Below are 18,163 nucleotides of genomic sequence, written 5' to 3'. Positions count from 1 at the left end.
CATGCCCGCAGTAATTCTTTCCTGAAAGGGATTTCCCCTGCTTACCGAGGCCAGATTCATGAGCGTTATCGATCTTCGCAGCGACACCGTCACCCAACCTTGCGCCAGCATGCTCGAGGCAATGACCAAGGCCGCCACCGGCGATGACGTGTATGGCGAAGATCCGACGGTCAATCACCTGGAAGCCGAACTGGCCGGGCGCCTGGGTTTTGCCGCGGCACTGTTCGTGCCGACCGGCACCATGAGCAACCTGCTGGGGTTGATGGCTCGTTGCGAACGCGGTGACGAGTACATCGTCGGCCAGCAGGCCCACACTTATAAGTACGAAGGGGGTGGCGCGGCGGTGCTTGGCTCGATCCAGCCACAGCCGCTGGAAGTACAGGCCGATGGTTCGCTGGACCTGGCGCAGGTCGCGGCGGCGATCAAGCCGGACGACTTCCATTTCGCCCGTACGCGTTTGCTGGCGCTGGAAAACACCATGCAAGGCAAAGTCCTGCCGCTGGAATATCTGGCGCGGGCGCGCAGTTTTACCCGCGAGCATGGCTTGCAACTGCACCTGGACGGCGCACGCCTCTACAACGCGGCAGTGAAACTGGGTGTCGATGCCCGGGAAATCACCCAGTATTTCGATTCCGTCTCGGTGTGCCTGTCCAAAGGCTTGGGTGCACCGGTCGGTTCGGTGCTGTGCGGCTCGGCCGAGCTGATCGGCAAGGCCCGGCGCCTGCGCAAGATGGTCGGTGGCGGCATGCGTCAGGCCGGCATTCTGGCGGCGGCAGGCCTGTATGCACTGGATCACAACGTAGAGCGCCTGGCCGACGACCACGCGAACGCACAGTTGCTGGCCGAAGGCCTGCGCGCGGCAGGCTACGAGGTCGAGCCGGTGCAGACCAACATGGTTTACGTGCAGATGGGCGACCAGGCCGAGGCCATCAAGGCCTTTGCCGCCGAGCGCGGGATCAAGCTCAGTGCCGCCGCGCGTCTGCGCATGGTCACCCACATGGACGTCAGCCGTGGGCAAATCGAGCAAGTCGTCGCGACATTCGTCGGCTTTTCGCGCAAGTGATAGCGTTAGCGCTCCAATTGAGCGTTTCTATCGTATAAACACGCTGTACCCCGCGCGCAGGGCCGATATAATGCGGCCCTTTGCCGTCGCTTCGTCTGTTGACGTTTCGAACAGGCCTTTGGCCGCAGCCTCCGTGGAAGAACCTAATGAAAAGCGCAGAAATCCGTGAAGCCTTCCTTCGCTTCTTCGAAGAGCAAGGCCACACCCGTGTAGCCTCCAGCTCTTTGATTCCGGGCAACGACCCAACCCTGCTGTTCACTAACGCGGGGATGAACCAGTTCAAGGACTGCTTCCTGGGCCAGGAAAAGCGCGCGTACACCCGCGCCGTCAGCAGCCAGAAATGCGTGCGCGCCGGCGGCAAGCACAACGACCTGGAAAACGTCGGTTATACCGCTCGTCACCACACCTTCTTCGAAATGCTGGGTAACTTCAGCTTTGGTGATTATTTCAAGCGTGACGCGATCACCTACGCCTGGAACTTCCTGACGTCCGACAAGTGGCTGAACCTGCCGAAGGAAAAGCTCTGGGTCACCGTCTACGCCAGCGATGACGAGGCGTACGACATCTGGACCAAGGAAATCGGGGTTCCGGCCGAGCGCATGGTGCGCATCGGCGACAACAAGGGCGCGCCGTACGCCTCCGACAACTTCTGGACCATGGGCGATACCGGCCCGTGCGGTCCTTGCACCGAGATTTTCTACGATCACGGCGCCGACATCTGGGGTGGCCCACCGGGCTCGCCGGAAGAAGACGGCGACCGTTACATCGAAATCTGGAACAACGTGTTCATGCAGTTCAACCGCACCGCCGATGGCGTGTTGCACCCGCTGCCAGCGCCGTCGGTGGACACCGGCATGGGCCTGGAGCGGATCAGTGCAGTGCTGCAGCACGTTCACTCGAACTATGAAATCGACCTGTTCCAGAGCTTGCTGAGCGCTTCGGCCAAGGCCATCGGCTGTACCAACGACGCCCAGGCTTCGCTGAAAGTCGTGGCTGACCACATCCGTTCCTGCGGCTTCCTGATCGCCGACGGCGTGCTGCCGTCCAACGAAGGCCGCGGCTACGTGCTGCGCCGGATCATCCGTCGCGCTTGCCGTCACGGTAACAAGCTGGGCGCCAAGGGCAGCTTCTTCTACCAGATCGTCGCGGCCCTGGTTGCCGAGATGGGCGAAGCCTTCCCGGAACTGAAGTCCCAGCAGGCGCACATCGAGCGCGTGCTGAAGGCCGAAGAAGAGCAATTCGCCAAGACCCTGGAGCAGGGCCTGAAGATCCTCGAGCAGGATCTGGCTGAACTCAAAGGCGACGTGGTGCCGGGCGACGTGGTGTTCAAACTCTACGACACCTATGGCTTCCCGATGGACCTGACCGGTGACATCGCTCGCGAGCGCAGCCTGACCATCGACGAAGCAGGTTTCGAGCGTGAGATGGAAGCCCAGCGCGTCCGTGCCCGTTCCGCCAGCTCCTTCGGCATGGACTACAACAGCCTGGTCAAGGTTGACGTGGCCACCGAGTTCACCGGTTACATCGCTCACAGCGGTTCCGCCAAAATCGTTGCGCTGTATAAAGATGGCCAGTCGGTCGACGTATTGAGCGAAGGCGATGAGGGCGTGATCGTTCTCGACAAGACGCCGTTCTACGCCGAGTCCGGTGGCCAGGTCGGTGATTGCGGTTATCTGCAGGCGGGCAGCGCGCGTTTCGACGTGCGTGACACCACCAAGACCGGCGGTGCATTCCTGCACCACGGTATCCTGGATTCGGGTAGCCTGATCGTCGGTACGCCGGTCGAGACCCACGTTGATGCCGAGGTGCGTCACGCCACGTCGTTGAACCACTCCGCGACTCACTTGCTGCACGCTGCATTGCGCCAGGTGCTGGGCGATCACGTTCAGCAGAAAGGCTCATTGGTCGACAGTCAGCGCCTGCGTTTTGACTTCAGTCACTTCGAAGCCATCAAGCCTGAACAACTGAAAGCGCTGGAAGACATCGTCAACGCCGAGATTCGCAAGAACTCCGAAGTTGAAACCGAAGAAACCGATATCGAAACCGCCAAGCAGAAAGGCGCCATGGCGCTGTTCGGCGAGAAATACGGCGACAACGTGCGTGTACTGAGCATGGGCGATTTCTCCGTCGAGTTGTGCGGCGGTATCCACGCCAACCGTACCGGCGACATCGGCCTGCTGAAAATCATCAGCGAAGGCGGTGTGGCATCGGGTGTGCGTCGTATCGAAGCCGTCACCGGTGCGCAAGCGCTGGCCTACTTGAACGCGGCGGAAGAACAACTCAAGGAAGCGGCCAGCCTGGTCAAGGGCAGCCGCGACAACCTGATCGACAAGCTGTCGGCTGTGCTGGAGCGCAACCGTCTGCTGGAGAAGCAACTCGAGCAGTTGCAAGCCAAGGCTGCCAGTGCCGCGGGCGACGATCTGTCGGCCCAGGCGCTGGATGTCAAGGACGTGAAAGTGCTGGCCGTGCGTCTGGACGGTCAGGATGGCAAGGCGCTGCTGGCGCTGGTCGATCAACTGAAAAACAAACTCGGCCGCGCAGTGATCCTGCTCGGCAGTGTCCATGAGGAAAAGGTCGTTCTGGTTGCAGGCGTAACCAAAGACCTGACTGGCCAACTCAAAGCCGGTGATTTGATGAAGCAAGCCGCTGCGGCAGTGGGCGGGAAGGGTGGTGGTCGTCCAGACATGGCGCAAGGCGGCGGTACCGACGCTGGCGCACTGGATGCGGCACTGGCCCTGACCGTTCCGTTTGTAGAGCAGGGTCTATAAGGCAGTACTTGCGGCCCGCAGTCTAGTGGTGGGCCGCAACGCTGTTTGAGTGATTATTTGGGCGCCCTTCATGGGCAGAGGCGGCTTTGAAATGGCTTTGATCGTACAGAAATTTGGAGGCACCTCGGTCGGCACTGTCGAGAGAATCGAGCAGGTCGCCGACAAGGTTAAGAAATTCCGCGATGCCGGCGATGACCTGGTGGTTGTGCTGTCTGCAATGAGCGGCGAGACCAACCGTCTGATCGATCTGGCCAAGCAAATCAGTGGCGACGGCCAACCGGTTCCGCGCGAGCTGGACGTGATCGTTTCCACCGGTGAGCAGGTGACGATTGCCCTGTTGGCCATGGCGCTGATCAAGCGCGGCGTGCCGGCGGTGTCGTACACCGGCAACCAGGTGCGGATTCTGACGGATAGCGCGCACAATAAAGCGCGTATCTTGCAGATTGATGACCAGAAGATTCGCGGTGACCTGAAGGCAGGTCGTGTGGTGGTTGTCGCCGGTTTCCAGGGCGTCGACGAGCACGGCAACATCACCACCCTCGGTCGTGGCGGTTCCGACACCACCGGCGTGGCGCTGGCGGCAGCCCTGAAGGCTGACGAATGCCAGATCTACACCGACGTCGACGGTGTCTACACCACCGACCCGCGTGTGGTGTCCGTGGCTCAGCGCCTGGACAAGATCACCTTCGAAGAGATGCTGGAAATGGCCAGCCTCGGTTCCAAGGTGCTGCAGATCCGCGCGGTCGAGTTCGCCGGCAAGTACAACGTTCCGCTGCGCGTACTGCACAGCTTCAAGGAGGGTCCGGGCACCCTCATTACTATTGATGAAGAGGAAACCATGGAACAGCCGATCATTTCCGGTATCGCTTTCAACCGCGATGAAGCCAAGCTGACCATCCGTGGCGTGCCAGACATCCCGGGCGTTGCCTTCAAGATTCTCGGCCCGATCAGTGCCGCGAACATCGAAGTCGACATGATCGTGCAGAACGTCGCGCACGATAACACCACCGACTTCACCTTCACCGTGCACCGTAACGACTACCAGGCGGCGCAAGCCGTACTGGAAAAAACCGCTGGCGAGCTGGGTGCCCGTGAAGTCGTGGGCGACACCAAGATCGCCAAGGTGTCGATCGTCGGCGTTGGCATGCGTTCTCACGCAGGCGTGGCCAGCCGCATGTTCGAATCCCTGGCCAAGGAAAGCATCAACATCCAGATGATCTCGACGTCGGAAATCAAAGTCTCCGTAGTGATCGAAGAGAAGTACCTGGAACTGGCTGTGCGCGCTCTGCACACGGCTTTCGAACTGGACGCACCGGCCCGCCAGGGCGAGTGATGCGTTTGCCAAAAGGCGCGGTCTGACCGCGCCTTTTGTTTTTTTGAATGGCGTGACCCCCGAGGCTGTTCTTTTGCTCGCGCTAGTCAATACTCAGGCATGTAGGGCTGCGACCGCTCCGGTTGTGGGTCGAGTGCCTTTTTTTTGCAGACTGTTGTCCCTGAAATGTAATGCGTGAGGAGAAAGGTATGCTGATTCTGACTCGTCGGTGTGCAGAAAGCCTGATTATCGGTGATGGCGAAATCACCGTGACCGTGCTCGGCGTCAAAGGAAATCAAGTGCGCATCGGTGTTAATGCCCCCAAAGAGGTGGCTGTTCACCGGGAAGAAATTTACCTGCGTATCAAGAAAGAGAAGGACGAAGAACCAAGCCATTAATTTTTATCGTTTTTTATGTTTGCAAACGGGGAAGAAGCTGGTTAATATACGCCCCGTGTTGCGGAGAGCTGGCCGAGTGGCCGAAGGCGCTCCCCTGCTAAGGGAGTACACCTCAAAAGGGTGTCGGGGGTTCGAATCCCCCGTTCTCCGCCATTATTTGCGTAGTACGTTGTAATCTGGCTTCTTCGGTAAGTTGTTGAAATTACTAGAAAAAGTGCTTGACATAGAGATTAGACGGCCTATAATGCGCGGCAACAAATGCACTCGTAGCTCAGCTGGATAGAGTACTCGGCTACGAACCGAGCGGTCACAGGTTCGAATCCTGTCGAGTGCACCATTTAAGAGTTGGTTGCAGTAATGCAAGTAACTTGGCTTCAGCCAGTTGTGGTCTGGTCTAAAAACACAAAATGCACTCGTAGCTCAGCTGGATAGAGTACTCGGCTACGAACCGAGCGGTCACAGGTTCGAATCCTGTCGAGTGCACCATACAACAGAAAGCCCGCATCTAATGCGGGCTTTTTGCCGTCCGGGATTTGGCTTTTCCTTTCGTGCATCCCCTCTCGTCGAACTCCACCTGTGCGCTGCGACCTCGCAGGGTGTCGTAGCGGTAGCTCGTGGCTGAATTGCGAATACTGATCCTGTCCGGCTTGCCGAGGGCGCTTTCGACGTCTTGCTGGCTCATGCCGGCGACCACTCGCTGATTGATGATCGCCTCCCGGCGCTGCCTGGCACTGATCAGGTTTGCGCACTTGTCCTGCGCCTGATCGACCACGGTCGGCTCTTTCCTTTGGATTTTCATTCCTGATGTTTCACGGGGTTCGGCTGGCGGCATAAGCGCCATCGTGCTGCCGGGTGTAAAGGCACGGACGTCCTGAAGTGAAACGCTTTCTCCCGCGGCACAACTCAGTGTAGTGAAGGTAATGCGCCCATTGGCCGCCTCGCAGCGCTGAACGGTGGTGGCGAGCGCCAGGGGCGGGGGGCTGAGCAGGCCGAGCAGTAAAAGGAATTGTGCAACTGATGGCATCAGGCGTCCTCCATGACGTTCCTTTTCAAGGGTAGCGGCTACAATTTTCGAAGGGTGGTGTGTTTTCTTTTCAGAATACGTCGTCGCATTTTTGTGGATCAGGACGATGCTCAAGTTTGTTGTGCAAGCGCTTGTTTCAGCCAAGATTTTTTAACGTTTAAAACCGTCAGGCGGTGTATCATTGCGCCCGTCAGCCCCGCCGGGGCTTGTGGAATACCTCCATGGACTTACCCAGTAGTTACTCGGTACCCCGTTTCACCAATCATGAATTGACTGATTGATCCTTCCGGCGTGCCCCGCTGCTGGGAGTGGAGTTCGCCTATGTCCGATGTTGAAGTAAAGAAAACGCAGGAAAGCTTGCAGGATCGCCTGGCTCAGGTGGTTGAGTTGCTGCAGCGCCAGCGAGTGGTAGAAGACCTGACTCACCGCCAGGAAGGCCCGCATCATGACCGGGTCGAGAACCTGGTCCACCGGCAGAACCTTGTCGAGTTGCAACGCAAACTCGATGACCTGCACTCCGCCGACGTCGCCTACATCCTTGAAGCCTTGCCGCTGGACGATCGTCTGACGCTCTGGCAACTGGTCAAGGCCGATCGCGACGGCGACATCCTTCTTGAAGTATCCGATTCGGTTCGTGAATCGCTGATCGCCGACATGGACGATCACGAGCTCCTGGCAGCCGCCAAGGACATGGATGCCGACGAACTCGCTGACCTGGCCTCCGAGCTGCCGCGAGACGTCGTCCATGAGCTCATGGAGACCCTCGACCAGCAACAACGCGAGCGTGTGCGTTCGGCACTGTCCTACGACGAGGAACAGGTCGGTGCGTTGATGGACTTCGAGATGGTGACCATCCGCGAGGATGTCAGCCTTGAAGTGGTCTTGCGTTATCTGCGCCGTCTCAAGGAGTTGCCGGGCCATACCGACAAACTGTTCGTGGTCGATTACGACGGCGTCCTCAAGGGCGTGTTGCCGATCAAGCGCTTGCTGGTCAACGATCCGGATAAACAGGTTTCCGAGGTGATGGCCAGCGATCCGGTGAGTTTCCACCCGGACGAAGACGCCTACGATGCGGCCCAGGCGTTCGAACGTTACGACTTGATCTCCGCGCCCGTGGTCGACAAGAACGGCAAGCTGATCGGCCGTCTGACCATCGATGAAATGGTCGACCTGATCCGTGAAGAGAGCGAAAGCGAAGTTCTCAACATGGCGGGTCTGCGTGAAGAGGAAGACATTTTTGCGTCGGTCTGGAAATCCCTGCGTAACCGTTGGGCCTGGCTGGCGATCAACCTGATCACCGCGTTCGTGGCTTCTCGGGTCATCGGTTTGTTTGAAGGTTCGATCGAGAAGCTCGTGGCGCTTGCGGCGTTGATGCCGATCGTGGCGGGGATCGGCGGTAACTCGGGTAACCAGACCATCACCATGATTGTTCGGGCCATGGCGCTGGACCAGGTGAGTACCGGCAATACCTCGCGCCTGATGCGCAAGGAATTGGCGGTAGCGCTGATCAACGGCGTGATCTGGGGCGGGGTGATCGGTGTGGTTGCCTACCTGCTCTATGGCAGTTGGTCATTGGGCGTGGTGATGACCGCCGCGATGACGCTCAACCTGTTGCTGGCGGCGTTGATGGGGGTTTTGATCCCGATGACCCTGGCGAAGATGGGGCGCGATCCGGCAATGGGGGCCAGTGTGATGATCACGGCCATGACCGACAGCGGCGGCTTTTTCATCTTCCTGGGGCTGGCGACAATCTTCCTGCTCTAAAGTCCGTTTCACTAAAACCCGCCGTCCGGCGGGTTTTTTGTGCCCGGATTTCAGGCAAAAAAAAGCCAGCGATCAGGCTGGCTTGAACTTTCTGGCTGAATCAGGACGCGTCGGCGGTCGTCATTTCAGCGTCATGAGCGATCAGTGAAACCAGGGCGTTCTGCTGTCGATGGGAGAGTTGGCGGAAGCGCTGCAGCAGTTCCCGTTCGTGCAAGGAAAGCTCCGGGCTGTCCAGGCGCATGCTCAGTTCTTCTCCCAGTGCGCCTTCCTGAATAAGACTTTGCTCAAGGCGCGCAATAATTTCGGAGTTCATGCTGCGATGATGATTGCGAGCCACCTCGGCAATGCGTTCACGCATTCCGTCTGGCAGACGTACGACGAACTTGTCAGCCGTACGGCTGGAATAAATTGCCTGTTTCAATGGGCGCATATATTTAACCGGTTAGTTCAGGGGAGCGGTTTTCGGGATTGGCCGCAGGATGTCTGATAGGACAAGCGCTCTGACCAAATGTTCAACCTGAATTGATAGGCGCGCATCATGCCTCAAACAAGCCAGATCCTTGGCGTCAATTCTGTGACAAATATTGAACTGTATAAAGGCTTTCTGCCAGCACCAATTATCAGAAATGCTGACTGGTTTGAAAAGTTCGACCGGGCCGTATCGCTTAGCGCTTTCTCCAACCCACGAAAGGCTTCTGACAGGCAGCAAAAGCGGACTCGATCCCTGTTCCTTGTCTTTTACAGAATAGTGGCAAATGGCCGATTTACTAGGGGAAGTCGTATGGATGGGGTGAATTCAGGATGGATGGCAGGCCCTTGCGCCGGGTCTGCCATACCCGGATTAACGTAGGACCGGATCAAATTTGATCTTGCGTCCGGCAATCAGTGCGAGCACGAACAGGGCGCTGAATACACCACAGGCGATCAGGGGGAGGGTGACGACCATGTCCTGGGTCAATGACAGATGAAAAATGCCGCTCAACAAGGCGAGGATGAAGAAACTCGCGGCTGATCTGGACATGCTGTGCTCCTGGAGGGGTTCATTCAAAATACCAAGCTTCGGCAGACGGAGCCGGTACCAGGATGTTTTCCTGGCTGACAAAGCCGTGCTGGTCGCCCATAACTGCCAAATGCGGGGCTTTCTGCAGTTGAAGGTAATGTGGCATTCGCTGGGCAACCTGCGCAGCACCGCTCTCGGGGGTAAAATGAAAACCCGGCAAAACCGTCAGAGCGATTGCACTCGAGAGTAAAAGGGCGATGTTCATGGGGCGGGCCTCAATTGTTCTGTAAGAACAGGAGAAGCCGCTCGCATGCCAGAGTCTATCGGCAATTAAATTCTTTAAAAACAACGAATTAAGTTATTTTTGGTAAAGCGCCATATTGCATTTTGCAATGCTGGCTTTTTGTAATGGCGCAATTTGCAGGGTAAACAAGTCCGCGCCCGGCCGAGGCGTCTGCCTACACTTAAAAAGCCTACGGACGACATGACAAAAGCCAGCCCGGCCGTTAACATGCACGCCGTCCATCGCATCGCGTTTCGTCGCGGTCAACGTGTGTCTCAGTAGCTCAATTGGATAGAGCATCCCCCTCCTAAGGGGAAGGTTGGCAGTTCGAACCTGCCCTGGGACACCATCTATTTCAATGGTTTCACGGTTTTAGCCCCGTGCCAGTTTTAGTTCGCGGGTGCGTAGTGGGTGCAAAAGGACGTCAACCCCGCGCTTCTTAGGCCCGCAATTCTTCCGGGCCACTCGTCAGGGCCATTCATCCTTCTGCATCTTTCTTCATTCGAATGCAGGATGTGTCCATGAGTCGAGTTCTTAAGCGTATCTACTGTTTTAGAGTCATCGACCCGGCTGGTGGCTTGGTGGATTTCAGTACGGCGCTTATCGATATCTCCGATAAGCTGGGTATCGGGCAGACCGAAATCCAGATGTTTGATGATGTCGTGCGTATCCAGCGGTTTCGAGACTCGCCGGTGGGCAGGCTCTACCATCTCGCAAGATACTCTCCTGGCACCCATAGCTCGACGCTAACCCCAAAGGCGTTAGGCAAGCTCGACGATGAGGGCGTTTTAGGCGCACCTGCCGGCAAAGAAATCAAGACCGGGGAGTGTTACGTACTTATCAGCGAGCACAACGTGTTGTTTTGCGGTCACGGACTGTCACATCAAAAATGTGCGGGTTATTTTTTCATGCTCATCAAGGCGCAAAAATACCAGCTCGACCCTATAAAGTTTCATGCCTCAAGCAACATTGACAAAGTCGCTATCCTTAATGCGCAAGGTGCGAAATCTATCCGGTTGAATGTGAATGCCTATAAGTTGAGTCTGCCGAAGGCAGATGGAGGATGGCTTGGCGGTGTTCTGTCTTCCGTGGGCGAGGAGGTAATGGCGCTGATTGGCAAAGACCCTACTCGCTCCCAGGAAAAGTCACTCCAAGACATGACCGTAGCGCTGGAAATAGGCCTGGATGGCAATTCTCGGGCCACGGTCGAGTCCCAAAGTACAATCACTGACTTGGCGAACGAGATCCTCTCTGATGACGACTCTCCTGTCGATAGTTTCACTATTCTGACGCGCGATGGAACACCGATCACTAGCGATGATGTCAAGCTTCACTCTGCTGTCAACGTTGAGAAAAATGGGACATCGGTAAATCATGTAGAGATTTGGGATGCTATGGTCAAGTATTTTGGGCAACTCAAGAATCAAAAATTGCTGGAGCAATAATGAATATTGACTGGCGTCGTCTTCTATTCTTCCTGGGCGCGGCCTTTGTCAGCGGCTGGTGCGGTTGGCATGGTCAACCTTTGGTGCACGAGAATAACGACGCCAGGTCAATGATTACTGACGTTTTCTCGATCTTGGCCGGTTTTCTGATGACCGTTCTTACGTTACTCATAGAGCCAAAGCCGACGGCAAAGATTTGGCGTGAGGCAGCTGCAACAAAAACGACCTTTGTTAACAGAATCATCCGTTATAAATGGCTTTTCATGCTGTATCTAATCATTTTGGGTATGGTATTCGCTGCAAATCTTCTTGAGAAAAACAAAGACTTAGCCACAACCCTCATCTGGCTTGAGAGGGTATATCTATCGTTCGCTACTCTAGCTTTTATCATTTCTTTGACGCTTCCTAATCAGCTGATGCAGCTGCAGGTCGGTCGCTACAATGAGATAATTGATGAAAAGAAAAAACCCGTGGTCGAGAAGCAATAGTCGGGCTAATGTTCGTTTTTTATGCGCAAAACGGTCGTCGTTGAACAGCTCGCGTGCCGTGCTGTTGCCCGAATACCTAGCCCAGCCTTAAGCAACTCCCTGACTCGCTTGTGCAGATCCTCGTCTACCGGGCGCCCCTGATACTTGCCCTCGGCTTTCGCCTTCTCAATTCCTTGTGCTTGTCGCTCTCTCCTCTGTTCGTAATCCTTGCGCGCAATGGCGGCCATCATTTCCACCAGCATCGAATTGATCGCTCCCAGCATCCGCCCGGTGAACTCGTCGCCCTTGGTGTCCTGCATTCCTTGGTGGCTGGTTGGCAGATCGAGCGCGACGATGCGCAAGCCCTTGGAGTCAATCGCTGACTTGAGCTTCTGCCAGTCCTCCACCGGCAAGCGGGAAAGTCGGTCTATAGACTCCACCAGCAGCACGTCACCCTTGCGCGCATCTTTGAGCAGGCGCAGCAACTCAGGTCGGTCAGCCGTGGCGCCGCTCGCGTTCTCCAGGTACACGCTCGCGATGACCTTGTTGTGGTCGGCGGCGAATTGCTCAAGCGAAGCCCGTGCGCGGCCGGCGTCTTGCTCGTCTGTTGATGCTCTGAGGTATGCGCGGATGAACATGAAGGGGTGCCTGTATCAGTTAGGGCGTTCTACTAATAATGTTGCACTTTGGGTGTTACTTATCAAGCGAAAAGGCTGAAAAAGGTAAAATCTGCCCGTATCTGGTTAGGCATGCCTTTTTGAAACAGACATGGTGGCTCGATCTTCAGCGGTGAGCGCCAAGCAGACGTGCTTGACCAGCACACGCCGTAGTGACGACCGGCAGAGACCGACCCGTTGCAGACATTCAGGCGGCGCGCGGAGCGCGTCCGCCTTGAACGAGTTGTTAGGGGAGGATCATTTGCGCTTTTCTTTGCAAACCAGCAACCCACCAAGGTTTTCTCTGTGGCTACATTCATAGCCACACATGTAATCACCACTCTTCCCGCTTTGTGCATCATTTCTTCGCAAGCGATCAATGGCTGCAACCTGACATTCCTCAAAGGAGCTGTATTTTCCTATGGTGTAATTCTGGGCTTGGTCAGGGCCAGGAATGCTTTCTATATCGGGGTATACGAAGGCGGTCCAGTCCGAGCTCGAGCCTGAACACCCACAAAGCACAATTGTGAAAACAGCCAGCAGCTTTCTCATGAAATCCCCTAGCGCCTTTGATAACCGGAGGCCGGTGCGTTTTGCGCACGAAGTGCGAAAAGCAGCCTACTCACCCTCATCCGTGTATCGGATTGCTGTGCCGCTAAAGGTAATCTTTTCCCAGCCTATAGCAGAGCTGACAGTTGTGGCATAAGCGTTGGCGTTGAAGCCAGTAGCCGTTGCGGAACCGTACGCCGAGCCAGTGCTGTTCCCAACCGTTACTTGGCCATAAGGCTGGGTGCCTTTACCGGTTAGCACAATGGCGTTTGCGCCAATCCTTGCGGCTTCTTCCTTCATGGCCGTGATCGCAGCGGCTTCAGTCTTTGCTTTCGTGAAGTAATCGTCTGTTGCCGCGACTCCCTCAACCAGGGCAACTACCGTGTGCTTTTTCTGCGGTGGCTCCAAGAGCAGTGAGATCGAGCTTGGGTCTGTGGGTGGAAGCGCACCACCCTCACCGATCAAAATGGATGTTCCTGACGTAGAGCATCCAGCGATCAGAGTCGCGAGCATTAAAATCAACACTTTTTTCATGAAGTCTCCCTTGGCCAACTCGAAATAGACCCCAGTAACCGCTCCGCTCCCGAGAATTCACACAATGAGGTGTGAAAAGTAGTTGTCTTCTTGAAGGCGAAGCAGCGTCGATTCTGGCATTAGCTGCCGCGTTGTGTCCTTCGGCCTCAATACCTGTCCATGCTCTGGAGCCAACTTTCGAGAGTAATAGTGGACGGTAAGTACGAGCAAGGCACCAAGAGCATTCAGCGAGTTTTTGAGTGTTGCTTCGTTAAAGTACGCGTCCCGCTCATGTTTCACGTTGTTGTAACTTCGCCACCAGGCTGGATTTTTATCGCCCTCCCAGTTAGACCATGGACGGTATGACAACCCATAACGAGGGACAAAAACTTCGGTAATAGGAAGGTCTGGTAGCACCTGCAAGAGAACGGCCTTGTAGTCGTTGATGTTTGCTCTTGGTGCTCCAGGGGACACCTGTTCGCAGATTAGCTTACACACAACGTCGACTTCGGAAGCAGCTGCGAAAAGAAGATGAGCGAGCTCCACTGAATAAACTGCAAAATTTTCTTCGCAGAACTCGACATAGCGTGAGAGCACATCCATGTCACGCTCCAAAGCCAAGAAATAATTCCAATGAAGTTTCGCTTGGGTGGCTGCGATAGTCACGACGACATCCCTGTGTTGACCTAAATCGTTAAAATGCCTGCGACCGTAACCCAGACACCAATGGGGGCCGTTCGGGCATTATTCTTTGGCTGAGCAGGCTAACACACATCTCGAAACGCATCGGATAGGAGGATGTGCAAAGCGTCGGTAGCAAGTGACTGCTTGTGGCCGATTGTGTTGAAAAAGTCGACACGGCCTGGCTACCCATGCATTGAGCGGTGAAAACACTTTTTTTGCACGCTGCTACGTCAAATCTGAGCCCTGAGCCTTCTGCACAAAACTCAGATTTTAATCTCAGGCGCGTACTTTTCTGCCGTGGAAAGCGAAGCCGACTTTTTCAACAGAATCGGCCGATAGTTGCCCATCGCTGGGCCAGCGCGAGAAGCTCTTTATTGGCAATTCAGTAGTGTTCCATCGTGGAAAAAGTGCACGGATCGAGAGCCTGCAGAATAAGAGCCGGAGCTTGTTTGTCGTAACTCTCCGTGTCTTGATAGGCGTTTGAGCCGTTCTGCTTGCGATATGTTGGGAGCGCAGTGATCAAGGCGACTCTGATCTTCCTTTACATCGAGGGCAAGATCTGGCGGTACCTTGGTTTCCAGGGTCCATTCGACCTGAAGATGCTGAAACCTCTTGTAGTCCTCGATTGAGACATATTCTTGCAGTTGGGTTCGAAGGCCAATTTTCTCGCCCTTCGCGCCTAAGATGCCACTAAATTCGGAAAGCTCAATTGGTTTGCTGAAGACTCTGAAGCCATCCTGGTCGACGAAGTAGATGATGAGTTGTGCTTTCTGGTTTCGTTCAGCCAGGCGAGGGTCCGATAGGTAGGCCGGATATCCGACGACATCTACGGATAACAAGAGCTTCCCGGACACAACCTTTGTCTTAGCCTGAAGTTGTAAACCGAGATTCGTGCTGAGGTCTGCTGACCACTCCTTAATGGTCTCGTACTGCTTGGCCTGGCTACTCCTGTAGCTATCGGTTGCCCAAGAGAAAAGCGCGATCGAAATCGCGAGAGCCAAACCTGCAAAGAAAAGGCCTGTGGCGAGTTTCGCTGCAGCGAGAAGAAAGCTCTTCATAATGACGCCTAACTACTATTGGGCGACATTACTGTCGCATTGAGACACGACAGTAATGTCGTATACGTTCCTTGTCGTCCCGTAAACCTTGGCTTAGCTGGGAGGGAGTCGCAGCAAACGCGACATAGCCCAAAGAGAAAAGCGACATGGATGACGGCGAGTTCGGCCGCGGTAAAGATTCAGCGCAGCAACGAGACGCTACCAATTTGCCACTAGCCTGTCTACCGACTGCTTATGGCCGATTCTGTTGAAAAAGTCGGTTCGCCCAAACAGCCTGGTCATTGACTGGTTAAAACGCCTTTTTTGCACACTGCTACGTGAAATCTGAGTCCGGAAGCCTCTGCCGAAAGTAAAGATTTCAATCTCGGACGCATACTTTTCTGCTGCGGAAACCATGGTCGACTTTTTCAACAGAATCGGCCGTTTTTTGCCTGTCGCGAAGGACGGCAACCGACCCAAAGCGGACGGCCGCCCTTGGCCTGGGTTCAGATTGAACAAACCGGCCGTTCACCCAAACGCACTGCCGTCGCCTTGCACTGCGTCGAGACTCTCTTCTTGTGCCCGCGCTGGGTCAAGTCCAGAGACGCTCCATTCAGCAGATCCGGCGTGGCTTTTCTCTTGGGAAACTCCGAAAAAACAACCTGGAGAGGGCTGATACCCGGGAAGCCGGGGGCCTCGCATACTCTGTGGCCTGAAAGAAACACCTGAGCAGGAATTCAGCAGGCCACTATACTGCTTGAGTTTAAGCCGAGCACCGAAATCCGAGCATCTGTCGGCGAGAGGGGGAGTGGGCAGCCGGCAGCAATCAATGGCACGAGTCCGAAGACAGTGGACACCGTTGGTAAAAGAGGGAGGGCATGCCTTTGAGCGCGTCAAGCGAGCTGCTCGGGTACGTGAACTCGCTGCGCGACCGGCTCGCGGCTGCCGGCGCCCTGTCCGCCGACCTTGACGCGCTCGTCGATGCAGCGAACCAGATTCGCGGGTTCCTCGATGACCCCACCACGCTCAGTGCCGAGGCCTGGACGCAGGCCCGCACCGTCTGGGACGCCAAGCTCAAGACCCTCCTCAGCCAACTCAAGCGTGCGACCCTCGGCGCGCTGGCTGACATCCCCGGCCTTGACAATTTCCTGGGCGACGTCGAGAACCTCGCCACCACTAGCCTACGCGCCGAACTGAACCTCGGCCCAGTGCACGTCGCGGCGAGCACGGCCATGCTGTACGTTGCGCCGCTGCCACTTCCCGACGGCACGGTGCTCGATCCCATCCCCGTCGGTCCGTTCCAGCTCGGTTCACTCGAGGCCACGATCGCTTCGCCAATCGGCGGAGGACCTTCGCTGCCAGGTGGAGGCTCGCTCGTTCGGCTGCCCGACGACGGGGTGACGGAGAAGGGCTGGGGTGGACGTCTCGTGGTTCCCATTCCGCCCGTGCTCGTCAGCGCGTCGGCGATCCTAGCGGTGGACGGTACCGACCCCAGCTTCCTGGCAGTGCTCGGCATCGGGTTTAGCCCACCGATCCAGCTATCGTTCGGGTTCTCGCTCGACCGGGTGGGCGGCATCGTCGGCGTCAACCGCACGCTTAATCTCGAGGAGTTGCGCAACGCGATCCGCACCGGTGCTGCCGGGGATGCCCTGTTCCAAATGCGGCCGCCGGATATCCCTGATAGGGATAAATTTGCGCCCACGCTTGACCGGCTGTTCCCGAGACGCACGGGTACACACCTCTTCGGTCCATCACTCAAGCTCTCGTGGCTCTCGTCGGGACCCAAGGCAAGCTTGGTCTCCCTTGAGTTGGCTGTCGTGGTCCAGTTGCCAGAGGGCAAGATCGCGATCCTGGGTGTCGCCCGCATGGCAATCCCCGAACTGCCGGCTCTTATAAGCTTTCGGTTGGATGTGCTCGGTGTGATCGATCCCGTAGAGCAGCTAGTCACGGTCGACGCCAGCCTCGTGGACAGCCACGTGATGGGCATCTTCCAGGTCTACGGCGACGCTGCATTGAGGCTAAGCTGGGGCAGTCAGGCCTACACCGTGCTCGCCATCGGCGGGTTCTTCCCCGGGTTCGACCCGAAACCCGCCAAGTTGCCTGCCCTGCGCCGCGTTGGGATGTCTCAGTCGGTGCCGGCTCCCCTGACGATGCGCGTCGAAGGTTATTTCGCGGTGACGTCGAACTCCATCCAGCTCGGTGGGCGCATCGAGGTGAGCATTAACTTGATCATCGAAGCTCACGGGTTCATCGAGGTCGACGCGCTGGTACAGTTTCGGCCGTTCCGGTTCGATGCGCAGGTCGCGGCGGGTTTCTCGGTGTCCGTCTCTGGGTTCTCGTTCGCGAGCGTGACGCTGTCCGGGAAGATTTCCGGCCCGGGCCCCGTCACGGTGCACGGGACGCTGTCGATTTCAGTCTTTTTGTTTGAGATCTCGTGGGACCAGACGTTTGTCATAGGATCGGGCCCTGCGGACAGGTTGCCAACGTCATTGTCACTGATCGAGGTGGTACTCAACGCGCTTTCCGCGCAGGGAAGCCTGCGTGCGGCCAGCACGGCCGACCCACACGTGGTGCTCGCGCCCCGCCAACCCACCGAAGAGTATGTGTTGGTCCCCCCGACTGGCTCGCTTCAGCTTCAGCAGCGAGTCGTCCCGCTTGGGCTGTCGGTCGACCGGGTGAGTGGTGTGCCCCTGCCGCAACGTGCGTCCGTCGACATCGTCGGGGCGGGCGCTGTTGTTGAGGATGGGTTCGCACCGGCCATCTACTTAAATTTGACGGACGCGGAGCTACTCAACCGCCCGCCATTCGAAGATCTGCCAGCGGGGCGTGTACTCAGTCCTGCCGACCAGCCGCTTACATCGTTCCCCCACGTCGACGACGATCGCGCGGTTGACCAGGTCGTCATTGACACGCGCCTTCCGAAGCCGAATCTGGCTGCGAGGAACGGCGTGCTCCTGGACCTGAAGTACCACGGAACTATGGTGGAGGCCGCCCGCGCCGAACCGGCACTGTCCGATCCGAGCCCCGTGCTCAGTGCCACCCGCGAGCTGTGGACGGCCGTGGGTAGTAACGCAGTCTTCCAGAGCGCGACCGCGGCACATGAGTTCGCGCGTGACGAGTCCACTCGGACGAAGAGGACTACGGTTGCCGTGCCTCGCGTCGACCTGGACGAGTCCGTGGTACTGACGGGGGTGCTATAG

The 18,163-nt window shown here is 56.8% G+C and carries 17 protein-coding genes and 4 tRNA genes; 12 read left to right on the top strand and 9 right to left on the bottom strand.

Annotated elements, in window-relative coordinates; all coding sequences use genetic code 11:
• Window positions 1–58 precede the first annotated feature (58 nt).
• The 7 genes from ltaE to AC1DVE_RS17745 all read left to right on the top strand — a co-directional run bounded on the left by ltaE (window position 59) and on the right by AC1DVE_RS17745 (window position 6,027).
• Complete coding sequence (gene ltaE, locus AC1DVE_RS17775; protein ID WP_477784085.1) at window positions 59–1,063, top strand: low-specificity L-threonine aldolase; 1,005 nt, start codon at window positions 59–61, stop codon at window positions 1,061–1,063.
• 146 nt (window positions 1,064–1,209) lie between these two features.
• The gene (alaS, locus tag AC1DVE_RS17770; RefSeq protein ID WP_223534289.1) at window positions 1,210–3,831 is read left to right on the top strand and encodes an alanine--tRNA ligase; all 2,622 of its coding nucleotides are present in this window, start codon (window positions 1,210–1,212) and stop codon (window positions 3,829–3,831) included.
• 91 nt (window positions 3,832–3,922) lie between these two features.
• Window positions 3,923–5,164 (top strand): aspartate kinase, encoded by a 1,242-nt coding sequence (locus AC1DVE_RS17765; protein WP_007971040.1) that lies wholly within the window; start codon window positions 3,923–3,925, stop codon window positions 5,162–5,164.
• 188 nt (window positions 5,165–5,352) lie between these two features.
• The gene (csrA, locus tag AC1DVE_RS17760) at window positions 5,353–5,541 is read left to right on the top strand and encodes a carbon storage regulator CsrA (RefSeq protein WP_002554426.1); all 189 of its coding nucleotides are present in this window, start codon (window positions 5,353–5,355) and stop codon (window positions 5,539–5,541) included.
• Between the two features lie 62 nt (window positions 5,542–5,603).
• A tRNA-Ser gene (locus tag AC1DVE_RS17755) sits at window positions 5,604–5,694 on the top strand.
• Between the two features lie 107 nt (window positions 5,695–5,801).
• A tRNA-Arg gene (locus tag AC1DVE_RS17750) sits at window positions 5,802–5,878 on the top strand.
• A gap of 72 nt (window positions 5,879–5,950) precedes the next feature.
• Window positions 5,951–6,027 (top strand) — tRNA-Arg (locus AC1DVE_RS17745).
• 19 nt (window positions 6,028–6,046) lie between these two features.
• On the opposite strand, the gene AC1DVE_RS17740 is transcribed toward AC1DVE_RS17745, so the two are convergent.
• Window positions 6,047–6,565: a cell envelope protein SmpA gene (locus tag AC1DVE_RS17740; protein ID WP_223455796.1), complete on the bottom strand. Its 519-nt coding sequence runs from the start codon at window positions 6,563–6,565 to the stop codon at window positions 6,047–6,049.
• A 321-nt stretch (window positions 6,566–6,886) separates the two neighbouring features.
• Here AC1DVE_RS17740 and mgtE point away from each other — a divergent pair, with 321 nt between their 5' ends.
• The gene (mgtE, locus tag AC1DVE_RS17735; RefSeq protein ID WP_103397747.1) at window positions 6,887–8,329 is read left to right on the top strand and encodes a magnesium transporter; all 1,443 of its coding nucleotides are present in this window, start codon (window positions 6,887–6,889) and stop codon (window positions 8,327–8,329) included.
• A 100-nt stretch (window positions 8,330–8,429) separates the two neighbouring features.
• Here mgtE and AC1DVE_RS17730 read toward each other — a convergent pair whose 3' ends face one another.
• The 3 genes from AC1DVE_RS17730 to AC1DVE_RS17720 all read right to left on the bottom strand — a co-directional run bounded on the left by AC1DVE_RS17730 (window position 8,430) and on the right by AC1DVE_RS17720 (window position 9,594).
• Window positions 8,430–8,759: an Arc family DNA-binding protein gene (locus AC1DVE_RS17730; protein WP_223455793.1), complete on the bottom strand. Its 330-nt coding sequence runs from the start codon at window positions 8,757–8,759 to the stop codon at window positions 8,430–8,432.
• A gap of 411 nt (window positions 8,760–9,170) precedes the next feature.
• The gene (locus AC1DVE_RS17725) at window positions 9,171–9,350 is read right to left on the bottom strand and encodes a PA3371 family protein (protein WP_095944573.1); all 180 of its coding nucleotides are present in this window, start codon (window positions 9,348–9,350) and stop codon (window positions 9,171–9,173) included.
• A gap of 19 nt (window positions 9,351–9,369) precedes the next feature.
• Entirely contained in the window at window positions 9,370–9,594 is a 225-nt protein-coding gene (locus tag AC1DVE_RS17720) for a hypothetical protein (RefSeq protein WP_223455794.1), read from the bottom strand.
• A gap of 290 nt (window positions 9,595–9,884) precedes the next feature.
• Between AC1DVE_RS17720 and AC1DVE_RS17715 the strand changes: the two genes are divergently transcribed.
• The 3 genes from AC1DVE_RS17715 (at window position 9,885) to AC1DVE_RS17705 (ending at window position 11,545) form a co-directional block, all read left to right on the top strand.
• A tRNA-Arg gene (locus tag AC1DVE_RS17715) sits at window positions 9,885–9,961 on the top strand.
• A gap of 172 nt (window positions 9,962–10,133) precedes the next feature.
• A complete protein-coding gene (locus AC1DVE_RS17710; protein WP_477784084.1) occupies window positions 10,134–11,057 on the top strand; it encodes a ubiquitin family protein in 924 nt (307 codons plus the stop codon).
• Window positions 11,057–11,545: a hypothetical protein gene (locus tag AC1DVE_RS17705; RefSeq protein WP_477784083.1), complete on the top strand. Its 489-nt coding sequence runs from the start codon at window positions 11,057–11,059 to the stop codon at window positions 11,543–11,545. The genes AC1DVE_RS17710 and AC1DVE_RS17705 overlap by 1 nt, the downstream gene beginning before the upstream one ends.
• A 5-nt stretch (window positions 11,546–11,550) precedes the next feature.
• On the opposite strand, the gene AC1DVE_RS17700 is transcribed toward AC1DVE_RS17705, so the two are convergent.
• The 5 genes from AC1DVE_RS17700 to AC1DVE_RS17680 form a co-directional block, all read right to left on the bottom strand.
• Window positions 11,551–12,162 carry a recombinase family protein gene (locus AC1DVE_RS17700; RefSeq protein ID WP_477784082.1) on the bottom strand — a complete coding sequence of 204 codons (612 nt, stop codon included), beginning with the start codon at window positions 12,160–12,162 and terminating at the stop codon, window positions 11,551–11,553.
• Between the two features lie 276 nt (window positions 12,163–12,438).
• Window positions 12,439–12,732: a hypothetical protein gene (locus tag AC1DVE_RS17695; RefSeq protein ID WP_477784081.1), complete on the bottom strand. Its 294-nt coding sequence runs from the start codon at window positions 12,730–12,732 to the stop codon at window positions 12,439–12,441.
• A 66-nt stretch (window positions 12,733–12,798) separates the two neighbouring features.
• Window positions 12,799–13,263: a hypothetical protein gene (locus tag AC1DVE_RS17690; protein WP_477784080.1), complete on the bottom strand. Its 465-nt coding sequence runs from the start codon at window positions 13,261–13,263 to the stop codon at window positions 12,799–12,801.
• A 57-nt stretch (window positions 13,264–13,320) separates the two neighbouring features.
• Window positions 13,321–13,908 carry a hypothetical protein gene (locus AC1DVE_RS17685; RefSeq protein WP_477784079.1) on the bottom strand — a complete coding sequence of 196 codons (588 nt, stop codon included), beginning with the start codon at window positions 13,906–13,908 and terminating at the stop codon, window positions 13,321–13,323.
• 389 nt (window positions 13,909–14,297) lie between these two features.
• Window positions 14,298–14,984, bottom strand: a complete 687-nt coding sequence (locus AC1DVE_RS17680) for a hypothetical protein (protein ID WP_218497413.1) — start codon at window positions 14,982–14,984, stop codon at window positions 14,298–14,300.
• An 857-nt stretch (window positions 14,985–15,841) separates the two neighbouring features.
• Here AC1DVE_RS17680 and AC1DVE_RS17675 point away from each other — a divergent pair.
• The gene (locus AC1DVE_RS17675; protein ID WP_477784078.1) at window positions 15,842–18,163 is read left to right on the top strand and encodes a DUF6603 domain-containing protein; all 2,322 of its coding nucleotides are present in this window, start codon (window positions 15,842–15,844) and stop codon (window positions 18,161–18,163) included.

Source organism: Pseudomonas sp. P4_B4, assembly GCF_056402255.1.
This window is presented reverse-complemented; position numbering and strand designations above follow the sequence as displayed.

Excerpts from the sequence above, each read along its gene's own strand:
- ltaE (WP_477784085.1), top strand. The coding sequence starts at position 59 with ATGAGCGTTATCGATCTTCGCAGCGACACCGTCACCCAACCTTGCGCC.
- alaS (WP_223534289.1), top strand. The coding sequence starts at position 1,210 with ATGAAAAGCGCAGAAATCCGTGAAGCCTTCCTTCGCTTCTTCGAAGAG.
- AC1DVE_RS17765 (WP_007971040.1), top strand. The coding sequence starts at position 3,923 with ATGGCTTTGATCGTACAGAAATTTGGAGGCACCTCGGTCGGCACTGTC.
- csrA (WP_002554426.1), top strand. The coding sequence starts at position 5,353 with ATGCTGATTCTGACTCGTCGGTGTGCAGAAAGCCTGATTATCGGTGAT.
- AC1DVE_RS17740 (WP_223455796.1), bottom strand. The coding sequence starts at position 6,565 with ATGCCATCAGTTGCACAATTCCTTTTACTGCTCGGCCTGCTCAGCCCC.
- mgtE (WP_103397747.1), top strand. The coding sequence starts at position 6,887 with ATGTCCGATGTTGAAGTAAAGAAAACGCAGGAAAGCTTGCAGGATCGC.
- AC1DVE_RS17730 (WP_223455793.1), bottom strand. The coding sequence starts at position 8,759 with ATGCGCCCATTGAAACAGGCAATTTATTCCAGCCGTACGGCTGACAAG.
- AC1DVE_RS17725 (WP_095944573.1), bottom strand. The coding sequence starts at position 9,350 with ATGTCCAGATCAGCCGCGAGTTTCTTCATCCTCGCCTTGTTGAGCGGC.
- AC1DVE_RS17720 (WP_223455794.1), bottom strand. The coding sequence starts at position 9,594 with ATGAACATCGCCCTTTTACTCTCGAGTGCAATCGCTCTGACGGTTTTG.
- AC1DVE_RS17710 (WP_477784084.1), top strand. The coding sequence starts at position 10,134 with ATGAGTCGAGTTCTTAAGCGTATCTACTGTTTTAGAGTCATCGACCCG.
- AC1DVE_RS17705 (WP_477784083.1), top strand. The coding sequence starts at position 11,057 with ATGAATATTGACTGGCGTCGTCTTCTATTCTTCCTGGGCGCGGCCTTT.
- AC1DVE_RS17700 (WP_477784082.1), bottom strand. The coding sequence starts at position 12,162 with ATGTTCATCCGCGCATACCTCAGAGCATCAACAGACGAGCAAGACGCC.
- AC1DVE_RS17695 (WP_477784081.1), bottom strand. The coding sequence starts at position 12,732 with ATGAGAAAGCTGCTGGCTGTTTTCACAATTGTGCTTTGTGGGTGTTCA.
- AC1DVE_RS17690 (WP_477784080.1), bottom strand. The coding sequence starts at position 13,263 with ATGAAAAAAGTGTTGATTTTAATGCTCGCGACTCTGATCGCTGGATGC.
- AC1DVE_RS17680 (WP_218497413.1), bottom strand. The coding sequence starts at position 14,984 with ATGAAGAGCTTTCTTCTCGCTGCAGCGAAACTCGCCACAGGCCTTTTC.
- AC1DVE_RS17675 (WP_477784078.1), top strand. The coding sequence starts at position 15,842 with ATGCCTTTGAGCGCGTCAAGCGAGCTGCTCGGGTACGTGAACTCGCTG.